We start from the raw sequence: 22,354 nt of genomic DNA, 5'->3' as shown, positions 1-22,354 counted from the left end.
GTTGGACACAACGAACTTACCCCAAGCATCTGTCTCTATAAGAATACCATAGCAAGTTGCCTTGATAAAAGTCTACCGCAAATTGCTGATAGTTCCGTGAGGGAGACGTTAAACTTCGCAAAAACTTAGCCTTTGGTAAGGCCAATAACTTAAGGTTCTGTTATTGTTAATGGTGTAGGGTATAATTTTACTTACCCGTGATGTGGTAAACTTTAGCCAGCACTGGTGAAAACTGGTGGGGGGCGCCCCGAGCCAAAGACCGGTCTCGGTGCTTGCTTTGAGCCAGAAAGTCGCTGTCTCAAAGTCACCAATTTACCAGCCAAGACCGCTGCTAAATTCCCCGGCTGAGCCTAGTTTCGCGCCACTCTCGGCTGACCGTAGTGAGCTGACAATGCAACTAGTTATAATTGTTACGTTAGCTGTTTATACGTTCCGGCTTCAACTGGGCATTTGAAAAGGTTGACACCAAGTGCACAAACGATAGGAAAATAGTTTGCATGAATCTGTGTTGGTCATGACCGCTACAGTACCGAGAGTCCGTCAAATCTGAGCTCAGCCGTGGGAGTTACCTTAGCGGCGGGGTTATGCCGCTTAGGTAACTGGCGTCTTTGAGACGTGAATTTCGGCTCAAAGGCGAGGTGTCGAGACCGTTTCATCAGGCTCGCCCCGTCCGCCCACCGCGTTCCAGCTCAGGTTTGACGGACGGTAAGGCGGCCAGCAAAGGAAAAAAGTTGCCAAAGAAACTATTAATGAATTAAAACAAAGAAGAAATCTCAAGGAGGAATGCCCGTTGGGTACTACTGCGAAAGTATTAGTTGTTGAAGATGAAAAGGAATTGGCCGCTGATATCGTGGAATTGATCAAGCCAATCTGTGAAACCACGACGGCCTATGATGGCGAGCAGGGGGAATTTCTCGCGAGCCAGGGCGTATTTGACGCCATTATCCTCGACCTGATGTTGCCGGGTGAGAGTGGGCTGGACCTGCTGTTGCACATCCGGAACAAAGGTGTGAAGACCCCCGTCTTGATTTTGACGGCGAAAGATACGATTGCCGATAAGTTGCGGGGCTTCAATGATGGTGCCGATGACTATGTCACCAAGCCGTTCCACCGCGAAGAATTGTTGGCCCGTATGAAGGCGTTATTGAAGCGGACAGGCCATTTGAACAGTAGCGATGTCATTACCCTCGGTCAGTTGGAAATCAACACCAGCAAGCATCTGGCGACCTTTAACGGCGAGCCACTGACCTTGAAGGGCCGCGAGTTTGACTTGCTGGCTTATTTGGTCGCCAATCCTGGGACCATCATTACCAAGGAACAGATCTTCAATCGCTTGTGGGGCTTTGATTCCGAGACCAGTCTGTCCGTGGTCGAGGTCTACATGAGCAATTTACGCAAAGAATTAAAGAACGCCGGCAGCGACCTGTCGTTACGGACCATCCGCAATGCGGGGTACATCGTGGAGGCCCCCGATGAGCAATAAAGTCAATCGCGCCCAGCAGTGGCGGCTGTTTTGGAGCAGCTTCATTGGGTTCACGGTCATCTTCGTCTTGCTGGGGGTCATCGTGTTCGTGCTCTTTCGCCGCACGATTCTGACCAGCGTGGACCAGACGTTGCGGGTCGAACGCAGTGCGCGCTTAGCCGGACCCCCTCGTCAGACGACGACGCAGCAGCCGTTCGGGCAAAATAACGCGAACCAGGGTCTACAACAACAGCATAAGGTCGTGCATCCGTTCATGACCACGACCATCATTTTCAATCGTAATGGCAAAATTCTCAACCAAGGTCAGTTGGGGTCACGCTACGAGACATTGAAAAATATCACGCTGGATACCAGCCAAAAGGGCGAGCTCCATACGATTACGGTCAATGGCAAATATAATTTCCGAACGTTGCTGGTCAAGGTCCCCGTCACCAACGCGGATCAGACGGTGGCCGGAAAGTATCTGTTGATCTTAGAAAATATTGATCCGCAAAAGGCTGCCATGCGGACGTTTACCAAGGTCATGTTGATTACGATGGGCGTCTTCTGGCTCTTGTCAATTCTGATGAGTGTCTGGATGTCGCGGTTGACCATGCGGCCGATTCTCCGGTCGTGGGGCCGGCAGACTGAGTTTGTGGGCAACGCCGCCCATGAGTTACGGACCCCCTTGACGATTATCCAAAATAAATTGGAACTGCTGTTGACCAAACCGAACGATAAAATTATTGATCAAGCAGAAAACATTGCGATTGCCAGCAGTGAAAGCCAACGCCTGCAAAAGCTTACGCAGGATCTGTTAGCATTGGCCCGGTCGGATTCGAATACGTTGCAGACGAACTTTGAGAAAACTCACGTGGCCAGCTTCTTGGATCACACGGTGGAGCCGTACACGGAGATTGCCGCTAGCCAGGGCAAAAAACTAGTTTTGGCCCCCGTTGCGGATTTTGCGGTCACGTTGGACCAAAACTTGATTCACCAATTGATGAATATTCTAATTGATAACGCCATGAAATACTCACCGAAGGGCAGTACCATCACGGTGTCAGCCAAGTTGCTCGGCCGTAAATGGCAACTGACTGTGGCGGATCAAGGTATCGGTATCAAGAGCGCTGATCGCCAGCGGATCTTTGATCGGTTTTACCGCGTCGACTCGTCCCGGAGCCGTAAGACTGGGGGCAATGGGCTCGGTTTGTCAATTGCCAACTGGATCGTCGGCCTGCACCATGGCACGATTGTGGCCAAGGAAAATCAGCCACAGGGGACCCAGTTTGTGACCACGCTACCGGTCTCGCCCAACACCAGTCTGGGCAGTCGCCACGAAAAGAAAGCCTAATAGCAACAGTCCCAGCGGATGGATTTTCGCTGGGGCTGTCTTTGTGTTGTGGACGGATTGCAGGGTAAAAAATCTATCTCAACTTGTAACTTGGCGGGATCTTTTTCAAGGAGGCCGATTTTCTAAAAGGCTAAAATTACGGCCAAGCAAACGTCCGCGGTTAAACAATATTTAGTGCCACGCTTGGCAATGAAACGAGTGACGAGTAAATCCGAAAAAGCACGGCTGTTGATGTGAACATTGTTATCGCATTAGTGTCAATCGTTGAAATATAGACATCTTGCCAGAAATGACTAGTCTGCCGGAGGAGGCCAGGGGTGTAGCCAGCTGTGTCGGCGGTGTTGGCTGAGGTTTTTTCTCAGCCTACAGCGTGGGGCGACTTGGGAGACTGGCGGTCTTTGCCAGGCTTCCAAGCGAGGTGGAAGCCCATGCTTGGGCTGGAGCCGTCCCCCATAGCAGACGGGACCCCTGGCAGCCGCAGGCACTGGCACGTCGGTTGCTAGATTTGACGCCACGGTAGGCGGACCAGAAAACACAACGTCGCAACCGTAAGCAAACCGGGAAAAAGTTTCAATGGCGGCCGTTCTATGGTAAGGTGGTTTCATCAAGAACTATGTGAGAGCACAAGGAGTATGCGAGAAAAATGTTAACTATCCGCGACATTGCGGCGAAGGCTGGTGTGTCCGTTTCCACGGCCTCGCGCGCGTTAAACAATAATCCCCGTATCAGTCAGGCGACCAGAGAACGGATTCAGGCCTTGGCGGAAGCGGAGGGGTATTTACCCAATTACAATGCTAAAAATCTAACGGCAGGCGAGGCCAATGCCGTAGGGGTCGTCTTTCCCACGGCCGACCGCAGCCAGCCCGAGAACCCGTTTTACATCGATCTGTTGCGGGGCATCAATAGTCAACTGATGCAGCGTCATTACGTTCTGTCGGTCGCCATCAGCAAGACGGCCGATGAGCTACTGGAAAACGTCAAGTCGATGGTGGCCCAGGGGAAAATCAAACGGTTCGTGTTGATGTACGCCCACCACGACGACCCGATTGCGGCGTTTTTACGTAAGCAGCAGCTGCGGTTCGTCACGATTGGCCAGCCCGATGACAATCCCGACGACTACTTCGTGGACAACGATAACCTGGAAGCCGGCATCGGTGGGGCAACCTACCTGCTGGACCAGCTACAGGTCAGACATCCCGTCTTCGTGGAGTCCGGTCATGACTGGGCCTACGAACAACAGCGTCGCCAGGGCTACGAGCGGGTAGCCGCGACCTTTAACGCGGAACCGCTGACCTGCAAATTGGGCGAGCTGAACCGGGTGCGGTTATTCATCAAACAACATCCAGAGATCGATGGCATCATGGCCACGGATGACTTCAATGCGATTGAATTTTACCGTTTAGTTCGTGAACAGTCGCCCGTCCGGCATTTTCCCATCGTCAGTTTTAACCACTCCCTACCGGAAGGGCTGACCGACGCCAACCTGCATTCCATCAACCTTTTCCCGGAAAAAATGGGTTCGGCGACCGTCGCGTTGTTGTTCAGTGACCGCGAACCATTGGCCACCCCGACGCCGGGCAGAATCAAAATTCCGTACGAAATTAAATAGTTTTTTCAGGTTCGTTCAACTGGCGCTAAATCCCGTGAGCGAGCCTTTTTTAATTGTCAGAGGCATTTGAGTTGGTGAAAAGTCTCGCAAAAAAGTTTGCGCAAACGGTTGCATTAAAATTAAAGCGGTGCCATAATAAGCAATGTAATCGTTTTCAGCAATTATTATTTGTTAGTTTGAGGAGGTATTTTCACATGTCAGATGTTGCTTCTGCAAAGGCACCAACAGCTGAAGCCAAGCCAAAAAGCGGCTTGCCTAAACTGCCTGCCAGTACCATTTGGATGATCAACTTTGGTTTCTTGGGGGTCCAAACCGCCTTCACGTTACAAAGTTCCCAAATGAGTCGGATCTTCCAAACGATTGGGGCCGACCCGAACAGTCTTGGGTGGTTCTTCATTTTGCCACCACTGGCTGGGTTAATCGTCCAACCAATCGTGGGTTATTATTCTGACCGGACTTGGGCACCTAAATTAGGTGGTCGCCGGTTGCCATACCTGTTGTTAGGGACTATCGTCGCGGTTATCGTGATGTGTCTGTTGCCGAACTCCGGGAGTATGGGCTTTGGTTACGCGTCACTCGCGGCCTTGCTGTTCGGGGCCATCACCGTGGCCTTCCTGGATCTGTCTTCTAACGTTGCGATGCAACCATTCAAGATGATGGTCGGGGACATGGTCAACGATGACCAAAAGAGCTATGCATACGGGATTCAAAGTTTCTTATCCAACACGGGTGCCGTTTTAGCGGCGATCCTGCCATTCCTGTTCGCTGCCATTGGAATCGCCAACACCGCTTCTAAAGGGGTCGTTCCCGCAACAGTTAAAGTTGCCTTCTACGTTGGCGCGATTCTGTTAGTCATCACCAGCCTCTTCACTATCTTCCGGGTCCACGAATACGATCCAGATACCTATGCGAAATACCATGGGATCAGCAAGGAAGATAACGCTGAAGGTGGGAACTGGTGGACGTTACTGAAGTCCGCACCAAAGGTCTTTTGGACCGTTACCTTAGTGCAATTCTTCTGCTGGGTTGCCTTCCAATACCTGTGGACTTACTCCGCTGGGGCCATCGCTGCCAACGTTTGGCACACGACGAACGCCGCTTCTGCTGGTTACCAGGCTGCTGGGAACTGGTACGGGGTCTTGGCCGCCGTGCAATCCATCGCCGCTGTTGTTTGGTCTTACGTCTTGGCTAAGTTGCCAAACAGTGTCCACAAATTGGGCTATGCCGGAAGCTTAGGCTTAGGGGCCATTGGGTTTTTATCCGTCTTCTTCCTGCACAACCAATACGCTTTGATCGTATCATTTATCTTAGTTGGGATTGCTTGGGCTGCGATGAACACTTACCCATTAACTATGGTCACCAACGCTTTGTCTGGTGCCCACATGGGGACTTACCTGGGCTTGTTCAACGGGTCCATTTGCTTGCCACAAATCGTGGCTTCCCTGGCCAGCTTTGCTTTATTCCCATTATTGGGTGGTGCCCAAGCCAACATGTTCTTGTTAGCCGGTGTTATCATGGCTATCGGGGCGGTTTCCGTTGGTGCTATCAAGGAAACGTACAAGGCTTAATCGTTTAGAATTGCTGGATTAACGTTTAAACTTCAGAAAATTAACGTAATTAACTTTGGTCGACAACACAACTGTCTACCGGGTGAGCGGCCTAGCGGCTTAACCGAAACTGGGTCATGGATTGCCATGATGCAGGAGGCTGACCACCAGGGTCGCTCTTTTCTGTGACAGAACTGTTTGACTAATTGACTTAAATAAAGGAGACATGTTAACCATGAAACGTATTTTTGAGGTACAACCATGGAACGTCATTACCCATACTTTTGACCCCAAGGACAAGCGCCTGCAAGAATCCATGACTAGCCTGGGTAACGGCTACATGGGTATGCGTGGTGACTTTGAAGAAGGGTACAGTGGCGACTCACTACAAGGCATCTACTTAGGTGGTGTCTGGTACCCTGATAAGACGCGGGTCGGCTGGTGGAAGAACGGCTATCCCAAGTACTTTGGCAAGGTCGTCAACGCGGTCAACTTTATTAAGCTACCGATTGAAATCAATGGCCAAGCGGTTGATTTAGCCAAGGACACTTTCAGCGACTTCACGTTGGACCTGGACATGCAACAAGGCGTGTTGAACCGGTCATTTACCATTGAACGAGGCGACGTCAAGGTTGCCTTGACCTTCCAACGTTTCTTGAGTGTGGCGCAACAAGAACTCTCCGTGCAAAAGGTCACGGTCAAGAACTTGAGCGCTGACAGCGTGGACGTCACCATCAAGCCAAGTATCGACGCCGATGTCAAGAACGAAGAAGCCAACTACGACGAACGCTTCTGGGACGTCTTAGCCGCAGAACAAGGCCAAGACAGTGGTAGTGTCGTTGCCAAGACGACGCCGAACCCATTTGGCACGCCTCAATTCACTTCCGGTATGGAAATGCGGACGGTCACGGACTTAAAGAACGTGGCAGTGACGCAGCCTAACGATAAGGAAGTTGTCAATGCCTACACGGGCAGCCTGGCACCGCAAGCTGAAACGACTCTGGAAAAGCGTGTCATCGTGGTTACTTCCCGCGATTACGACAGCCAAGCCAAGCTGACCGCCGCAATGCATGACCTCAGCGACCAAGTTGCCAAGTCTGCCTACGCCGACCTCTTGGCAGCGCACACCGCAGTTTGGGCCAAGCGTTGGGAAAAGTCTGACGTCGTGATCAACGGCGACGACGAGTCACAACAGGGGATTCGCTTCAACCTGTTCCAACTTTTCTCCACTTACTATGGCGAAGATTCCCGCTTGAACATTGGGCCTAAGGGCTTCACCGGCGAGAAGTACGGTGGTGCCACTTACTGGGATACCGAAGCCTTCGCCGTACCCGTTTACTTGGGGATCACGAACCCTGAGGTTACCCGTAACCTGTTGATGTACCGCTACAAGCAATTGGACGGGGCTTACATCAACGCCAAGGAACAAGGCTTGGACGGGGCACTCTTCCCAATGGTGACCTTCGACGGGATCGAATGCCACAACGAATGGGAAATCACCTTCGAAGAAATTCACCGGAATGGCGACATTGCCTTTGCCATTTACAACTACACCCGTTACACGGGCGATACCAGCTACGTCTTGCATGAAGGGGCCAAGGTCCTTACCGAAATTTCCAAGTTCTGGGCCGACCGGGTTCACTTCAGTAAGCGTAAAAACCAGTACATGATCCACGGGGTCACGGGTCCTGACGAATACGAAAACAACGTTGATAACAACTGGTACACCAACATGTTGGCACAGTGGACGTTGAAGTACACGTTGGAGATCTTGGGTCAAGTCGACAAGGATACCGCTAAGAAGCTGGCTATTTCCGCCGACGAAAAGGCCAAGTGGCAAGATATCGTGGACCGGATGTACCTGCCTTACGACAAGGACTTGAACATCTTCGTGCAACACGATGGCTTCTTGGACAAGGACATCGAACCCGTCAGTGCCATTCCAGACGGTCAACGGCCAATCAACCAGAACTGGTCGTGGGATAAGATCTTGCGGTCACCTTACATCAAGCAAGGGGATGTGCTGCAAGGCATCTGGGACTTCATTGATGACTACACGCCAGAACAAAAGAAGGCCAACTTTGACTTCTACGAACCACTGACGGTGCACGAATCCAGTCTGTCACCAGCTATCCACTCTGTTTTGGCGGCTGACTTGCATTACGAAGACAAGGCCGTTGAACTGTACAATCGGACGGCTCGGTTGGACTTGGACAACTACAACAACGATACGGTCGATGGCTTGCACATCACGGCCATGACTGGTGGTTGGATTGCCGTCGTTCAAGGCTTCGCTGGCATGCGGGTCCGCAATGATCAATTGCACTACGCCCCATTCCTGCCAAAGCAGTGGCAGAGCTACAGCTTCCGGCAAGTCTTCCGTGGTCGTCTGATCGAAGTCAGCGTCCACGCCGACGGGCCACACTTCAAGTTGATCAGTGGGGAACCATTGACGATTGACGTGGCTGGCGAAAAGGTTGAATTGAGCAGCGCGGTTACTGAGTAATTTAGGATATGAAAATGGCGTTCACCGGATTGTTGGTGGACGCCATTTTTGGTTTTGGTTGAGCGCGTTAGTGAGGCGGATGCTTCGCAATTTTAGAGTGGCTAAGATATACTCTGGAAGACGGAATAGACTAGCTAAAACGAGGTGGTATATGATGACGCACAACGTCGTAACCTATCCAGCTGTTTTTAAGCGTGACCCAGATACGAGGCGCTTGACGATTATTTTTCCAGATGTTCCTGGTGCGATTAGTGAGGCGGCGTCTATGAATTCGGCGTCAGCCAATGCGGCAGCAGCACTGGGGTTGATTCTGTATGACGCACCTAGCTTGCCAGCGAGCACGCCATTAGCCGAAGTGCAACGGGCCTATCCGGGTGAGACTGTGCAGTTAATTACTGCTGATCTAGCTGAAGTAGTTCGGACGGTGACCAACTTAGCATAAGCAAAACAGACTGTGATGGTTGACCACAGTCTGTTTTTTATTGAATCGACCGGGTCAACTCAGCCGTCAGAAAGGCCGTGAGCCCCTGAACAGCCGCTGAAGCCGTCTGTAAGCACATGATAGAAGTGTCGGTGCGGATGAAATTAGTCGGCAGTGGAATCAGATTGTACTGGTGGGCTGGCAGGTTGAGTGCCGCAATCTTACGGGTGGTGATCGTCGTGGCGTTTGGCAGTTTGGCAACAGTTTGCAGTGCGCTGGCTGGTGTTGGCAAGAAGAGTTTGTTGCGGGGCTGAATGCCCACCCGTTTGAACAGGGAGTCCACGTAGGCCTGAAACTCGGAATGCCCAGACAGCCCGACGTAGCGACAGTGACTGATGCCTGTTAAGGTATTCTTTTCAAATGGCAGCGTTAGGACGTCTGGGTTGAAGGGCCGACACTGGGCAAATAGCGGTAGGTAGTAAACGGGCGAAGGCAGGTCAGCAATCAAAATATTCGCGGCATTCCAGCGCTGATCGATCACAATGTCAATAGCGCCTTCGTTGAGATTATTTGCCACGTTGCGTTCAGCCGGTCGCGTCAGTTCGATCACTGTGTCAGGATGCTGCTCCACGTAATCGGCAATGGCGGTGGCGAGGTAATCGGTCAGAAATGGATTGCTGTTGCTGATACGAATGGGCCGGGCTTGTTGAGACTTGAGATTTTCCAAACTGGTGGTGAGGCTGTCCTCGGCACTGGCGATTTTTTTTAAATTGGTCAGCACGCTACTACCAAATTTCGTCAGTGCAATCGGCTTGGCTTTGCGGTCGACCAGCGTGACGTCGTATTTGGCCTCCTCGTCCTTCAGAATGCGACTGACATAGGGCTGACTGAGGTACAAGCGGTCGGCGATTTCGGAAATTGTGGTGGAATAGGTAACAGCTTGTAAAATACTTAGTAAAGTACGTTGCTTACTCATGGTGGGAAAGCCTCCTTAATACAGGGTTATTACACTTTGGTTATAATCCTGATTGATTTTCATATTGGCGAGTCGTGTCATTTGCTAATATAATAGCACTTGTAAACGAAATAACAAGTTGCCAATTTAATCAGATGTTCCCAGGAGGTTATAACCCATGACAAATAGAATTTGTGATATTTTAGGTATCGAAAAGCCCATTATCCAAGGCCCTTTACTGTGGTTAACGGACGCCAAGCTGGTCGCCGCCGTCAGTAATGCTGGTGGCCTGGGGATGCTAGGTTTTAACGCTGGTCAGACGGAACCGACGAAGTCAGTCACGGAAACCATGGACCGGATGCGCCGCGAGATTCGCAAGACCAAGGCGTTGACGACCAAACCATTTGGCCTCAACTTTGGGCCTACCGAGGATTGGCGCAACGATGCCTTCACCGAACCAACGCTACAATTGCTCATCGACGAGCACATCCCCGTCGTCAGCTACGTCGGGCCGGTGATTCCCGAACTATTTACTAAGCTACATGAAAATGACATTAAGATTGTTTACCGCTACATCACCCCCACCATTGAAAACGCACGTGAGGCGGAGGCTAATGGTGCCGATATCATTGTCGCTACTGGTTTTGACGAGGGTGGTACGGTCCCCGAACGGACGATTGGGACGCTGTCGATTGTGCCAATGATTGCCGATGCCGTGGACGTCCCCGTCATGGCAGCCGGGGGAATCACCGACGCGCGGACGGCCAAGGCGGTGATGGATTTAGGCGCCGAGGGTGTGTACTGTGGGACTGCCTTTCTGGCCAGCGAAGAATCACGGCTAGCCGACAACATCAAACGGGCCATGCTCACAGCCAACGCCGAGGACCTCTTGATGTACCGGACGTTGCCTGCTTTCTACCGGTCCTTGCCGGGTGAAGTGCCCAATCATCTAGTCGAACTCGACCAACAGGGAGCCACTAAGGAAGCCATTTTCACGGCAGGTAACCGGTATGACGGGATGCGCCAGGGGATGCTGTTTGGCGACCTCAGCAAGGGTTTTGCCTCATTCGGCTTGGGTATCTCCAACATTCACGCCATCGAGCCAGTCCAAACGATTGTGGACCGCTTGGCTGAAGGTGTTGTCGTTTAAAATTTGAAATGATTTGTCACAAAGAAAAACGCCTACCGCAATTTGGTAGACGTTTTTTGTGAATTAAAAATCTTTCGGTAAGTTGGTGCGCTGCTGTTCCTTGGTGCGAACCAAAGGCGCCTCGTCCTGCCAGTAGGTCAGCCACTCACCACTGGTGGTCAAGCTTTCGAGTTCCAGTTGTTCGGGCACTAACAAGTCCTGTTCCAACCGGTTCTTGAAGGTCGAGATGAGCTGTTGAATGACGCCAAGATTTTCCGCCAAGTCGGGGCCGCCTAAGCTGTTTAGCTGCATGGCGAATTGCGTACGAACGGCCGCTTCAATGTCGCGGAGCTTGCGTTCATTAGCCCGGGCCAGCTTGGGTTGGTTGTGCACGTCAAACGCGACGGCCGGGGTCACGCCGACAAATTGGGCGTTGATCTTGGGGGTGTCGATGCCGTAAGGGGAGGCGTCGCCGTTGCCGAAGACGTCGAATTCCTGTAGGATGGTGAGAACTTCTGCCATGATTTAAATTGCTCCTTCGTTTTTGCGTATTGGCCCTAGTTTACGGCATAGAAAAACCCACGTCAAACGGTACTGCGTAATAGATCTGACTGCATTCAGGGATTAACTCAAAATGGAAAAGCAAAAGGGTTAGGATGTAAATTACTCAACCTCACGCCAATAAACGTCAGACCATTCTTCAGCCATGTTTTTTGAGCCGGGGGCTTGTGTGTATGGATTTTTCATTTTAGGGACTAAAGTGAAAGACTTTCCGTCTGCAGAAGGGATTAGTAACCAGTGTTGACCTTTTTTAAAGCAATTATCTTTCGGTAAACTCAGTGCTAAGGAACCACCGTGGCCTATGGTTTTTACTTTCATCATGGTAAGCCACCTTTTTTAACATAGTGTAACACCCATTAAACCAATTTATGTGCCTATTGACTGGGAAGCAGTTTACGATACTTGCTGTGCTACCACAATTATGGAATTTAAACTACAAAAATCCCGCCCCTAACCAACAAACGTGATTAAGAGTGGGATAGATAACTGATGTTTTTAAAACGTAGTAATCGCGCTGTGGCTCGATTCAGTAACTAGCCTGTGCCAACGCGTTTTTCGTGAGCGATGGGCAGTCAGAACTACGGATAATGAAATTACCAGCTAGCCTTACGCACGCCAGGAATCTGGCCTTTATGAGCCAGCTCACGGAAGTTCAGCCGTGAAAGCCCGAACTGGCGCATGTAGGCGTGGGGCCGACCATCCAAATGATCCCGGTGGTGCATCCGAGTGGGAGACGCGTCACGAGGTAACAGGGCCAAGGCCGCGTAGTCGCCGGCAGCCTTCAGTTCTGCTCGTCGTTCCGCGTAACGCTCAACGGTCGCTTCGATTCGTTTTGCTTTTGCAATCTTTGACTTCTTTGCCATGAATCAGTGATACTCCTTTATATTTAGAATAGTAATAATTACGTTTTACTAATCTATCATAGGGTCAAGTTGCCTGTCAACGAAAACGACCTGAGAAGGCGTAGAAAATAGCCACCGCCAATTCCGATTGAGTTTTAGGGAGTTGACGGTGGCTATTAGACTAATGATTAGGATTAAGTTTGGTCAGTAGGTACGCATTCGAATTCGGCTACCAGACCAGTCGCAGTTGAGAGCACGACCTGATGGACTAAGCCAATCCGCCAATCGACCACGAATCGTAGCCGAGAGTGGCGGCAAATATGGGCTCAGCCGTGGGAGTTCCCTTAGCGGCGTGGTTCATGGCGCTTAGGGAACTGGCGTCTTTGAGACGCGATTTTCGGCTCAAAGCGAGGACGAGACCGTTCTTTGGCTCGACCGGTCCACCCACCGCGTTCCAGCCCATATTTGCCGCCGCGGCAGGCGGCCAGCTAAATACCACTTTATTAGTAAGTCAGATCATAAGTGATTTCGTATTGCTTGGTCTCGCCGGGGGCCAGCTTGACGTCGCCGAATTCAGGGAAGTTCTGGGAGTCCGGTAAGGTTTGGGCTTCCAGAGCGACCCCCATGTAAGGTTGGCCGGCACCGGTCGCTAATTTCATATTCGACGTGAAGGAGTTGGCGGTGAAGACGACCAAGGCGTTGCGCTTGGACTTGATGGTCACTGCGCGGCCAGATTGTGGGTCGGACAGCTTGGCAATCGTGTCGTCGGCACCGGGGGTCACGTGGTAGACGTCATCGAAGCCCTTTTCGGGGATGTCTTGTAAACCACGGATGGCCTTGCCTAGGTTTTGCCCGTCAGCGAAGTCATAAGGCGTACCGGCATTGGCGACCATTTGACCCGTCGGCAATTTTTCGCTGTCTAAGTCCAAATGTTCTTGGCTGTTGATCTGCAGCGTTTGCCCGGCAATCAGTTGGTCGTCGCCGACGTTGAAGTAGACGTGCAGCGTTGGGTTAAACAGCGTCAACGCGGTACTGTTCCCTTCGAAGGTCAGGGTGATGCGGTCGTGATTGTCGAGCGTGTAAATCATTCTGGCAGTCAGGTCGCCAGGGAAGGAGTCATCCGCGCCCTTGAAGGTGTGAGTCAAGATGATCCGCGCCTTGTTAGGGTCAGTCGTGTCCAGGTCGCCCGCCCAGTTGACCGTGTTGAACCCATGCGGGCCACCATGCAGGGTGTTTTGGCCTTCGTTAGGATCAACGTGGATCGTTTGCCCGTCGAGATCAAACGTCCCCCGGGTGATGCGACCGGCAGTTCGGCCAATTCCCATGCAAACGTAGAACGGATTATCTAAATAATCGGCCATCTTGTGGTAAGATAGCACCAGATTCTTATCACCCTTGTCTGTCGGTACCGTTAACTGATGTAAAGTGGCACCCCAGCTCAAGATAGCAAGCTTCACACCATGATCATTTTCGATTGTATATTCTGTGACGGCTTCGTTTTGGTAAGTATCCCAATGTTTCGTAGCAGTTTGCATAGCAAGTCCTCGATTCTAATTTTCTGAAGCGGTTTCATTTTAACCCTATCATATATTTTTATCCGGATAATTGTCAAATGCATTTTGGGGGTAAAGACATTTTGAGATGGTAGGGAAAAGTAATGATGACTGCGAGGAGGCGACTTAATTACCGAAATTAATTTATGCGGATGAATTTTTGAACAATTGGTTAACATAAAGGATTGTTTTTCTGCACGAATTTTCACTTGTACGCAATGAAAAGAACTGGCATAATAGATAAGTTCAAGGAGGGTTGCGGTATGGCTAGTAAATTACATGCGCTACCAATCGTTTTAGGGGCTGGTTGGTTCGGCCTTCACTGGGCTAGCCGCCAGGGAACACCGGCTGAACCGTTGGCTCGGCGGCGTTCGGCCTGGCCGTACAGCGTGACACCAACTCTCTTTGTTCCCGGCTGGGGCGGCAACGCGTGGACCTATAATGGTCTGCTACGGTGGCTGGCTCGGCAGGGATTGGGACACAAGGTCATGACCGTTCGGGTCGATCGCCATGGCGGGTTGCATTTTTCGGGACATTGGGAAAATACAGCTAGCAATCCCCTGATCCAAGTGCTGTTTGACCACACCTTTACGGCGGACTATCAGCAGCAGATCACCTGGATTACAGCGATTCTGCGGACGCTAAAAAGCCGCTACCAAGTCACGACCTATAATCTGGTCGCGCATTCTTGGGGCGGCAGTGCAGCGGTGAGTAGCTTGTTGTTACACGGTTCGGAAGCGACCATGCCGCAATTGAACCGGATGGTCTTACTGGGGGCACCCGTCGATGAGCATGATCGGACGCAACCAGTTGATGCAGCCTTTGAGCGGCTTAGAGCCACGCGAGGACAGCTAGGTGAATTGGGTCCAGGAACGATCCACAACGTCTACGGGACGCTTTCAGGCCGTTTAACGGATGGTTCCGTCCCGGTCTACCAGATTACGGCGCTCCGATCGGTCGTTGCCGACAGCCCACTGACCTATCAGGAACACCACGTTCCCGGTGTTGGTCACGGCCGGCTACACGCTTCGCCCACAATGTGGCGGTTGATTGCGCGGTTGTTATGGGCAACAGATCGACCAGCGACTAAGTGAATCAAGCTGCGAATGGTTTAGTTGCTTTTAAACTTCACCGGCTAAAATGGCATCAATGACGTTGAGGACCCCGTCGTGATTATTATCCGTTGGGGTCACCAGGTCGGCGACGGCCTTGACGCTGGCGGTCCCGTTTTGCATGGCAACGCCGAGACCCACGTGGGCCAGCATGTCGCGGTCGTTATCGTTGTCCCCAAAGGCGGCGATTTCATCAGGCGTGATATCCCAGCTCTGCGCGAGTTCAGTCAGGCCAATTGCCTTATTCATGTGGGCAGCCACGATGTCGATGCTCCCAAAGCCACTGGCCATCGCATTGATCTGCCCAGGAAAACGGGCGTTGAGTTGGGCGGCTAGGGTGCGAATGGTTTCGTTGGGCCACTCACCGTTGATTTTGTAAATGGTGTCGTCGACCTGGGTGAGGTCATCGACCCGAACGATGTTGTTGAAGAAGTAGGACTGTGCGGCGGCATCGCTGGGCTGGTCATCTTTGGGGATGTACGTCCCGTGGGCACCGGACAGGCGTAAGACCTGGGGCCGGAGCTGCGGGTCAGCCAGAATGGCGGTGACCACGTCTCTGACCAGGGGGAGCGGTAAGGCGGTTTCCAAACGGGTCTGGCCGTGGTCCACGATTTGGGCACCGTTTTCGGCGACGAATGTTTGGACACGCGGGGTCGGGGCAAAGACCTGTTCCAGGTGGCCGAGGTGGTTACCGCTGGCCACGACGAAGCGAATGCCAGCCGCGGTCAGGCGGGTCAATTGTTGGTCGAAACGGTCATGATTGTATTGTCGTTGTTGATTCAAGAACGTCCCATCGACGTCAGTTGCAATCAGTTTAATCTGTGTCATCGTATTCTCCTTGATGTTTTAAGAATTTCTAATTTTAATGATAAAGGCTTCAAGTAGGGAATTCAATGGTGTAGGTTAACTGAAGAGTAGAAAAAGGGTTCGAATTACTAGTGTTTTTAACCAATATGCTATAAACTATTAATGAATCAGTAACATAAAGACTGAAAATAAGGGCTATAATAAATGGTTAGCGGGTCAGATGAACAGTGGCCCACTAATTGCAATGCAGAAAGGAAGAAAGATTAAATGACGCAAACGAACGATTTAAACCAATCCTTGGAATGGTTCTCTCAACTCCAAAAGATCATGCGGCCAGTAACCACAATCAAGACGGAGGAAATTACGATCTCGTTGGAACAATTTAACCTGTTACACGCCATCACGGACCAAAAAGACGAATTTACCCCAACGAAATTCGCCGGCCAAATCGGCGTTTCCAAGTCCATGATCTCCGGTCAGATCTCACGGCTACTGCGGGCTGGTTTAATCGAAAGTATCGCTTCTCAAGTCGACCGTCGGCAACACAACTTGAAGTTAACGCCAGATGGTGTCAAGGTTTATACGCAAGTTCGTGGCCAAGTCGTTGAACGGCTGGCTGGTTTGCACGATGATATTGCCAAGTTAATGTAAGGCAATCGCCTTTCTCAATTTTTGAAAATAAGTCCCCTTTACGACTGGAATCTTTCAATCGTGTGACAATTTGGTTAAGATGACCCAACGCTTTCATGTCTTGGCTATAATGGAACATGTGGAAAGAATTTTGGAACTGGAGGGGATTTTTTGAATCTGAGGAAAAAACTGGGCCTGCTGGTAGTCGTTGCGACGGGGGCAACGCTGTTAGGCCTAAGTCCGGTAGGTGTGTTACCGGGACGGACAAGTGGAACCACGGTTGCGCAAGCAGCTTCCACGATTAACGCAAAGCACCAGGGGATGGTCGGCGATGCTAAGACGACAAACAATGACGCCTTACAAGCCATGATCGATAAATGGAGCGGGAGTGTCACGATTCACGTGCCCAAGGGGACTTACCTCTTTGACGCGGGTGCCATTAAGCTACATTCGAACATCACGTTTAAATTTGACAAGGGTGCCGTTTTCCGGATTACAGATGGGAATCGTGTAAACTTTGTTTATCCGAGTCCGGAAGCCGGTTACGACGGCGGTATCAGCAATGTGACCTGGAAGGGTGCCACGTTCCAAGGCGATAACACGTCGAAGGGCCAAAGCGTCTTCACCCAGAGTATCCACCACGCCACGAACGTTAATTTTGACAAGTGTGTCTTTGATAACGCCGAATCACCGACGGGCCACTACATCGATATCGATGGGAGCCACAATGTGAACATCACGAACTCAGTGTTTACTGGCTTCAACGGCTCACAAGACTTCAAGGAAGCTATTCAAGTGGACTACTCCAACAAGAAAGCGATGTCATACAAGAACAAGGGCGATCAATACGATAACTTACCAAGTTATGACGTAACGGTCGATAACAACCAGTTCTTGCCAGTATCTAAGAAGTCCGGGCAAGTCTCATCTTACGCACCAAACCCTATCGGTGAACACGCTATCTACGGCCATGGGAAGGCCGGCATCATTCACGATGTCCACTTCACCAACAACACGGTCGTTGATCCCAAACCATTGATGGATGACGGGGTCGCCACGATTCACTTCAAGGGTATCTCCAACCTGTGGATCACCGGGAACCAGTTCATCAACCAACACGTGTTGGGTTCTGGGAACTACATTTACCTGTTGAACTCCGAACCAGATTACACGATGACGAACCTGAACATCACGGATAACACGTTTACCAACGTTAATCCGACTAAGCAATACGTCTTCTTGGACAGCAAGTCTAGTGATAACCCGATGACCGATGTCACCATCACCGGCAACAAGGCCATCACCCAAAAGACCGGTGCCACCTTTGTTAAAGGGAACTTCCCGTTAACGGGAGACACCATCAACATCAGTGATAACAAGATTACCAAGGGCGACGTCGTGAACACTAACGTCACGTCGCAACAGACCATCGCCAACACGACGGTCCACAAGCCATCGTCCAACTCGAGCTCCAGCAGCAAGCCGAAGCCTCAGAAGCTGAAGAAGCGTAAGCAAACGAACAAGAACGAAACTTACGTGGCGGGCTTGAATACACAACACGCACAATTGGCGGACAACTTCGATACGTATTCCTTATACAACCATATTCGTGGTCATAAGAACTGGAATATCATGAAGTACAACTGGAAGAAGCAAAAGAAGATGCGGGTCTACATCGACATGCGGGCCACGGCCGATACTGGTAAATGGTACCGGATCCGCTTCAGCAAGAAGTCGACGACGAAGTACTGGATTCGGGCCAAGGCCTTGGTCTTTGATACCTTCACGAGTGAAGAATACAGTCGTGATTTGACCTTGATGAAGATTTACCCAGTCTACACGCGGCCATTCGATGACCCACTGTTGGCTAAGCAAAAAGGCACCACAGCCGACATCGCTGAACGGCGTGTCACCATTACGCACCGGGTCAAGCGGACGGATTCCAACGGCAAGGTTACGACTTATTACCAAATGAGTAATGGGTTGTGGACCCGGGCATTGGCATTTGATTTAGATTCATAATTGTGAATGAAAGGACGTAACCAACGTTTTGACGACGCTGGCTACGTCTTTTTTGTGTTTACTCACGTGCAGAGTTACCCGCAACTCTGCTGGTCGGAAGAACTGTTATCGGCCAACCGGGTTTGCTATTCTTTGGGAGGGCGATTGTGAAAACGGTTAATTAACTTGACCGTCAGCTATTGTCGCAAGTCAGTAAACACGGGGCTGGTGTATGACCAACCCGAGGAGGATTACATATGAAAAAGGTGAACAAACAGCTACGTCAGGTCGGCGTGGTGTTGGTTGCATTGGTTAGTTTGGGTGCTGCGGCGCCGGCAACGACTGCGGATGCAGCGACGAGAACCGTACCGCAAGCGTTGCGTAAAACTTGGTTTGCGTGGGGTGGTGAGTCTGGACTTCATCGTGTCAAGATTACGGCCAAGACATTAACGGATAGCTTTGGCTTATACCAACATGGCAAATGGGTCATCAATGGTACACAGCATACGCTTCGACTGGGTAAGAAGGTCAAGAAAAACAAGACCTTTACGATAAGTAAGAAACCAGATAAAAAAGGGTTCTACACCTTAAGGGTCAAGTTCACCTACTCAGATGGAACTCTCCAAGATGGGAATGTGACTAGAAAAATTAAACGCATCAAAGTAAAGGGTAAGACTCGTTTGAAGATACAGTTGCGTTTTCCAAAAACTGGAACACGTACGGATACTTACTTACCGATAACGAAGGAAATTCTTACAACTACGATGAACTAGTTTGGTTGAAGGATAGGAGAATTACAAATGAAAAAAACGTGGATTATCGCCGCAACGTTAATGGGTTTTGGCGTCCTCGGCGGGTTAGGTCAAACGCAAACGGCGTCAGCAGCGACAAAGTTAGGGACGTCCGTGCCGAAGTCTTTGCGGGGGACTTGGTACTCGCAGACTAGTCAGGCTGGGATAAGGCGTATTCAAATTACTGGCAAAACATTTTATGTTTCAACTGGATTCTTCAATAAAGGAAAATGGCAACCTAATTGGAATGGTGGCAAGGTGTATAAGTTAAGTGATAAGGTCGTATTGAACAAAACTTTCACAATTTCAGCTAAGAATAACAAAGCTGGCTACCGAACCATTTCAATGAGGCATGATAAACTTTTGCGTGCAATTCATTTAATGAAGCGTGTAAAAGGCGGATTGCGAAACAGAACTAGGACTTATTCTAATGCCGGTGTATTGAATACTGATGAGAACTATCTTGTATTTAAGCAGCATGCTAATGCCGCTAAATATTTTAAGGTGAACTTCGGTATGGGAAGCTACAAGTAAGGGGGAAGAAGAAATGCTGAGAAAACATAGCGTTGTTTTGCTAATCGTGGCAACCATGCTTGGTCTGTGGGGGTTCGGTATGCAGAATGCTTCTGCAGCTAAAACGGTTCCAGCAAACATGCGTGGAAGTTGGTATCAAAATGGCGGTGAAGAACAGGGAACTATCCTTAGAATTAAAATGTCTGCCACTACCTATAGCATCTCGTTGGGACACTTTGTAGGAAATCGCTTTGTTGGCAATTGGAACGCCAATAAGACTCTGAAACTAGCCAAAAAAGTTAAGCGTAACAAGACGTTTACGCTAGCCAAGAAAGGTAAGAAGTACGTAATAAAGACAAATATGTCTGATTGGGGTCCAATCAATTCGACTTTATGGGTACGTAAGAAGCACTTGCGTTTTGATTGGCAGAAAAAATTTAAAGGGAAAATAGTAGCTGGCATACAACTGGGAAACCTAACTAAGCACACCGATCCAGCGGGCTACTTCTTTCAATTGTTTGGCGGAAATGATCAGTGAGGCGAATAGAAAATGCATAAATTTATGAAATTAGGGGTTGCGGCACTGATTGCTGTTAGTTTTGGTGGATTAACTGAAATGACTGCGGATGCGGCTACTTGGCACAAGGGGGCACCAAAATTTGTACGGAATAAGAAATTCCGGACTAAATTTGAGAATAAGTATAAAGACTATACGTGGGCCAGAGGTACCAAGCATACTTTTGCGATTAAGCATACGCAGGCGGGTATTACGGTTGCCAAGAATGTTAAATACCAGAAAAAAGGTAAGACTTATCTTATCAAGGGGATTTATGTGGATCCGGGCTTAAAGCGGCACACTGTTTATTATCGCGTCCGAAAAATCAGTAACAAGAAAATCAAAGCTGGTTTTGGCAAGCACGGGAAATTGATGACGATGACTAAGTTTAAGCGTTTCCCACGAGCTCAAGGCCATATCTGGAACTAAAAAGGACGTTTAAAATGAAAAAAATTATTTCAGCAGTAGCGTTGTCAGCAGCGTTTCTGGGTGTCGGGTTAGCCATGTCAACCCAAGCTCAAGCAGCTAAGGTAACGGCAGTTCCTAAGAGTTGGAGATCTAGTTGGGGTTGCAAACCTGAAGATTATTACCTCGTTAAATTTACTAAAAATAGCTATGCTTTTTCCAATGCTCGTCAGTCGAAGAAGGGTAATTGGATTCTAAACAAGAAGAACAATGAATATGTAAATCTCAAGTTAAGCAAGAAACTTCGGGTCAACAAGACCTTTACACTTGGAACAGCAAACAAGCATGGTTACCGGAAACTGCAGTACAAAGTTAAGTCAGCCGAAACAAAGAAGGCCTTTACGACTACATTTTATTACAAGCTTAGTGGCAAGAAGCTCAGGGTGAATTGGTTTAATCGTGGTGATGGTTTTAGTATATACAACAAGTTGCCAACGCTGGCTAGTCGTAATGCTTACTTCAATAATTTAAAAGCAAAGTAATTGTAGGGTAAACGTGATTTTTAATAAGTGAGGAGATCAAAAGATGAATAAAGCATTTAAATTGGGTGTAACTGCTTTAGTTGCTGTTAGTTTTGGTGGATTAGCCGTAACGTCCGCGGACGCGGCTACTTGGCATAAGGGATTGCCAAAGTTTGTGCGAAACAAGAAATTCCGGACCAAATATGAGAACAAGCAAAAGGACTATACCTGGGCTAAGGGTACCAAGCATACTTTTACAATTAAGCATACACAGGCAGGTGTGACGGTTGCTCAAAAAGTTAAATATCAAAAGAAAGGTAAGACTTATCTCATCAAAGGTGGGTACCCGGATCGGGCCACTTTAAAGATGCACGCTATCTATTATCGTGTTCAAAAAGTTAGCAACAAGAAGATTAAGGCCGGTGAAGGCAAGCACGGCAAACTGCTGACGATGCATAAGATCAAGCACTTCCCACGAGTTAACGGCCAGATTTGGAACTAGAAAGGACTATTGAAAATGAAAAAGATTATTTCAGCAGTAGCATTGTCAGCGGCATTTCTCGGCATCGGCCTAGCAGCCCCTAACGACCGCACAAGCAGCTAAGTTAACCGTGGTTCCCAAGAATTTTCGGAGTGGTTTTGGAGCACCAGGTGAAGTGGACACCATGTATAAGTTTTCCAAGAATACTTATACATTTGGTATCGTTATGCAAAACAAGAAGAAAAATTGGATAATCCAAAAGGACAGCCAGTCTGATTATCATCATCTTAGGCTATCAAAAAAACTCAAGAAGAATAAGACTTTCACGCTCACTACGAAGAACAAGTATGGGTATCGCAAACTACAGACGAAGGATAAAACGTCTGGCATGAAGAAGGCTTACATTTCTACCAAATATTACAAAATTAAGGGGAATAAGCTTAGGGCCAGCGATTTTGCCAATGGCAAGGGATATAGTGAGTACACGAAGGTACCAACATTAGCTAGCCGTAGAACTTTCTGGTAGCGTCAAGAATCTTGTGTAAACGAAATGCCTTCGTACATATAATATGTATCTAACTTAAATAAATGATGCTTC

23 protein-coding genes are annotated in these 22,354 nt (G+C 49.5%); 17 read left to right on the top strand and 6 right to left on the bottom strand.

The genetic code is table 11. From position 1 onward, the window contains the following. Window positions 1-790: 790 nt before the first annotated feature. From NGM66_RS07425 to NGM66_RS14400, 6 genes are all read left to right on the top strand, one after another. Window positions 791-1,483 carry a response regulator transcription factor gene (locus NGM66_RS07425; RefSeq protein ID WP_208907589.1) on the top strand — a complete coding sequence of 231 codons (693 nt, stop codon included), beginning with the start codon at window positions 791-793 and terminating at the stop codon, window positions 1,481-1,483. Next, on the top strand, window positions 1,473-2,816 hold the full coding sequence (locus NGM66_RS07420) for a sensor histidine kinase (RefSeq protein ID WP_208907590.1): 1,344 nt from the start codon (window positions 1,473-1,475) through the stop codon (window positions 2,814-2,816). Before NGM66_RS07425 ends, NGM66_RS07420 begins: the two co-directional genes overlap by 11 nt. Window positions 2,817-3,459: 643 nt before the next feature. After that, window positions 3,460-4,425, top strand: a complete 966-nt coding sequence (locus NGM66_RS07415; protein WP_208907591.1) for a LacI family DNA-binding transcriptional regulator — start codon at window positions 3,460-3,462, stop codon at window positions 4,423-4,425. 194 nt (window positions 4,426-4,619) lie between these two features. Continuing rightward, window positions 4,620-5,993: an SLC45 family MFS transporter gene (locus NGM66_RS07410; protein WP_208907592.1), complete on the top strand. Its 1,374-nt coding sequence runs from the start codon at window positions 4,620-4,622 to the stop codon at window positions 5,991-5,993. A 214-nt stretch (window positions 5,994-6,207) separates the two neighbouring features. Further along, complete coding sequence (locus NGM66_RS07405) at window positions 6,208-8,478, top strand: glycoside hydrolase family 65 protein (RefSeq protein WP_208907593.1); 2,271 nt, start codon at window positions 6,208-6,210, stop codon at window positions 8,476-8,478. A 214-nt stretch (window positions 8,479-8,692) separates the two neighbouring features. Further along, window positions 8,693-8,920 carry a type II toxin-antitoxin system HicB family antitoxin gene (locus tag NGM66_RS14400; protein ID WP_506530930.1) on the top strand — a complete coding sequence of 76 codons (228 nt, stop codon included), beginning with the start codon at window positions 8,693-8,695 and terminating at the stop codon, window positions 8,918-8,920. A 37-nt stretch (window positions 8,921-8,957) separates the two neighbouring features. Here the strand turns inward: NGM66_RS14400 and NGM66_RS07395 are convergent, their stop codons facing one another. Then, a complete protein-coding gene (locus NGM66_RS07395; RefSeq protein ID WP_208907595.1) occupies window positions 8,958-9,875 on the bottom strand; it encodes a LysR family transcriptional regulator in 918 nt (305 codons plus the stop codon). Between the two features lie 157 nt (window positions 9,876-10,032). Here NGM66_RS07395 and NGM66_RS07390 point away from each other — a divergent pair, with 157 nt between their 5' ends. Further along, window positions 10,033-11,004 carry an NAD(P)H-dependent flavin oxidoreductase gene (locus NGM66_RS07390; RefSeq protein WP_208907596.1) on the top strand — a complete coding sequence of 324 codons (972 nt, stop codon included), beginning with the start codon at window positions 10,033-10,035 and terminating at the stop codon, window positions 11,002-11,004. Window positions 11,005-11,067: 63 nt separating this feature from the next. Here NGM66_RS07390 and NGM66_RS07385 read toward each other — a convergent pair whose 3' ends face one another. From NGM66_RS07385 to NGM66_RS07370, 4 genes are all read right to left on the bottom strand, one after another. Continuing rightward, window positions 11,068-11,505: a hypothetical protein gene (locus tag NGM66_RS07385; protein ID WP_208907597.1), complete on the bottom strand. Its 438-nt coding sequence runs from the start codon at window positions 11,503-11,505 to the stop codon at window positions 11,068-11,070. 141 nt (window positions 11,506-11,646) lie between these two features. Beyond that, window positions 11,647-11,865 carry a type II toxin-antitoxin system PemI/MazE family antitoxin gene (mazE, locus tag NGM66_RS07380; RefSeq protein ID WP_208907598.1) on the bottom strand — a complete coding sequence of 73 codons (219 nt, stop codon included), beginning with the start codon at window positions 11,863-11,865 and terminating at the stop codon, window positions 11,647-11,649. 272 nt (window positions 11,866-12,137) lie between these two features. Beyond that, window positions 12,138-12,407: a 30S ribosomal protein S14 gene (gene rpsN, locus NGM66_RS07375; RefSeq protein ID WP_208907599.1), complete on the bottom strand. Its 270-nt coding sequence runs from the start codon at window positions 12,405-12,407 to the stop codon at window positions 12,138-12,140. 482 nt (window positions 12,408-12,889) lie between these two features. Continuing rightward, the gene (locus NGM66_RS07370) at window positions 12,890-13,921 is read right to left on the bottom strand and encodes an aldose epimerase family protein (protein ID WP_208907600.1); all 1,032 of its coding nucleotides are present in this window, start codon (window positions 13,919-13,921) and stop codon (window positions 12,890-12,892) included. Between the two features lie 281 nt (window positions 13,922-14,202). On the opposite strand from NGM66_RS07370, the gene NGM66_RS07365 reads away from it, so the two are divergent. Then, window positions 14,203-15,033, top strand: a complete 831-nt coding sequence (locus tag NGM66_RS07365) for an alpha/beta hydrolase (RefSeq protein WP_208907601.1) — start codon at window positions 14,203-14,205, stop codon at window positions 15,031-15,033. Window positions 15,034-15,060: 27 nt separating this feature from the next. On the opposite strand, the gene NGM66_RS07360 is transcribed toward NGM66_RS07365, so the two are convergent. Continuing rightward, window positions 15,061-15,879 (bottom strand): Cof-type HAD-IIB family hydrolase, encoded by an 819-nt coding sequence (locus tag NGM66_RS07360; RefSeq protein WP_208907602.1) that lies wholly within the window; start codon window positions 15,877-15,879, stop codon window positions 15,061-15,063. Window positions 15,880-16,125: 246 nt separating this feature from the next. On the opposite strand from NGM66_RS07360, the gene NGM66_RS07355 reads away from it, so the two are divergent. The 9 genes from NGM66_RS07355 to NGM66_RS07315 all read left to right on the top strand — a co-directional run bounded on the left by NGM66_RS07355 (window position 16,126) and on the right by NGM66_RS07315 (window position 22,282). After that, a complete protein-coding gene (locus NGM66_RS07355; RefSeq protein WP_208907603.1) occupies window positions 16,126-16,509 on the top strand; it encodes a MarR family winged helix-turn-helix transcriptional regulator in 384 nt (127 codons plus the stop codon). 150 nt (window positions 16,510-16,659) lie between these two features. Continuing rightward, complete coding sequence (locus NGM66_RS07350) at window positions 16,660-18,510, top strand: glycoside hydrolase family protein (protein WP_208907604.1); 1,851 nt, start codon at window positions 16,660-16,662, stop codon at window positions 18,508-18,510. Between the two features lie 236 nt (window positions 18,511-18,746). Then, entirely contained in the window at window positions 18,747-19,262 is a 516-nt protein-coding gene (locus tag NGM66_RS07345) for a hypothetical protein (RefSeq protein ID WP_208907605.1), read from the top strand. Between the two features lie 27 nt (window positions 19,263-19,289). Beyond that, entirely contained in the window at window positions 19,290-19,814 is a 525-nt protein-coding gene (locus tag NGM66_RS07340) for a hypothetical protein (protein WP_208907606.1), read from the top strand. 13 nt (window positions 19,815-19,827) lie between these two features. After that, entirely contained in the window at window positions 19,828-20,331 is a 504-nt protein-coding gene (locus NGM66_RS07335) for a hypothetical protein (protein WP_208907607.1), read from the top strand. Between the two features lie 12 nt (window positions 20,332-20,343). Then, a complete protein-coding gene (locus NGM66_RS07330; protein WP_208907608.1) occupies window positions 20,344-20,778 on the top strand; it encodes a hypothetical protein in 435 nt (144 codons plus the stop codon). Between the two features lie 14 nt (window positions 20,779-20,792). Beyond that, a complete protein-coding gene (locus NGM66_RS07325) occupies window positions 20,793-21,296 on the top strand; it encodes a hypothetical protein (RefSeq protein WP_208907609.1) in 504 nt (167 codons plus the stop codon). Between the two features lie 43 nt (window positions 21,297-21,339). Next, window positions 21,340-21,777 carry a hypothetical protein gene (locus NGM66_RS07320; protein ID WP_208907610.1) on the top strand — a complete coding sequence of 146 codons (438 nt, stop codon included), beginning with the start codon at window positions 21,340-21,342 and terminating at the stop codon, window positions 21,775-21,777. Between the two features lie 163 nt (window positions 21,778-21,940). Further along, window positions 21,941-22,282, top strand: coding sequence for a hypothetical protein (locus NGM66_RS07315; RefSeq protein ID WP_258115515.1), 342 nt, complete (start codon window positions 21,941-21,943; stop codon window positions 22,280-22,282). Window positions 22,283-22,354: the final 72 nt, after the last annotated feature.

It is taken from the genome of Levilactobacillus yiduensis, from assembly GCF_024718525.1.
In the GTDB taxonomy this organism is placed as follows: Bacteria; Bacillota; Bacilli; order Lactobacillales; family Lactobacillaceae; genus Levilactobacillus; species Levilactobacillus yiduensis.
The sequence above is the reverse complement of the archived record's forward strand: the minus strand, read 5'-3'. Positions and strand labels throughout refer to the sequence as shown.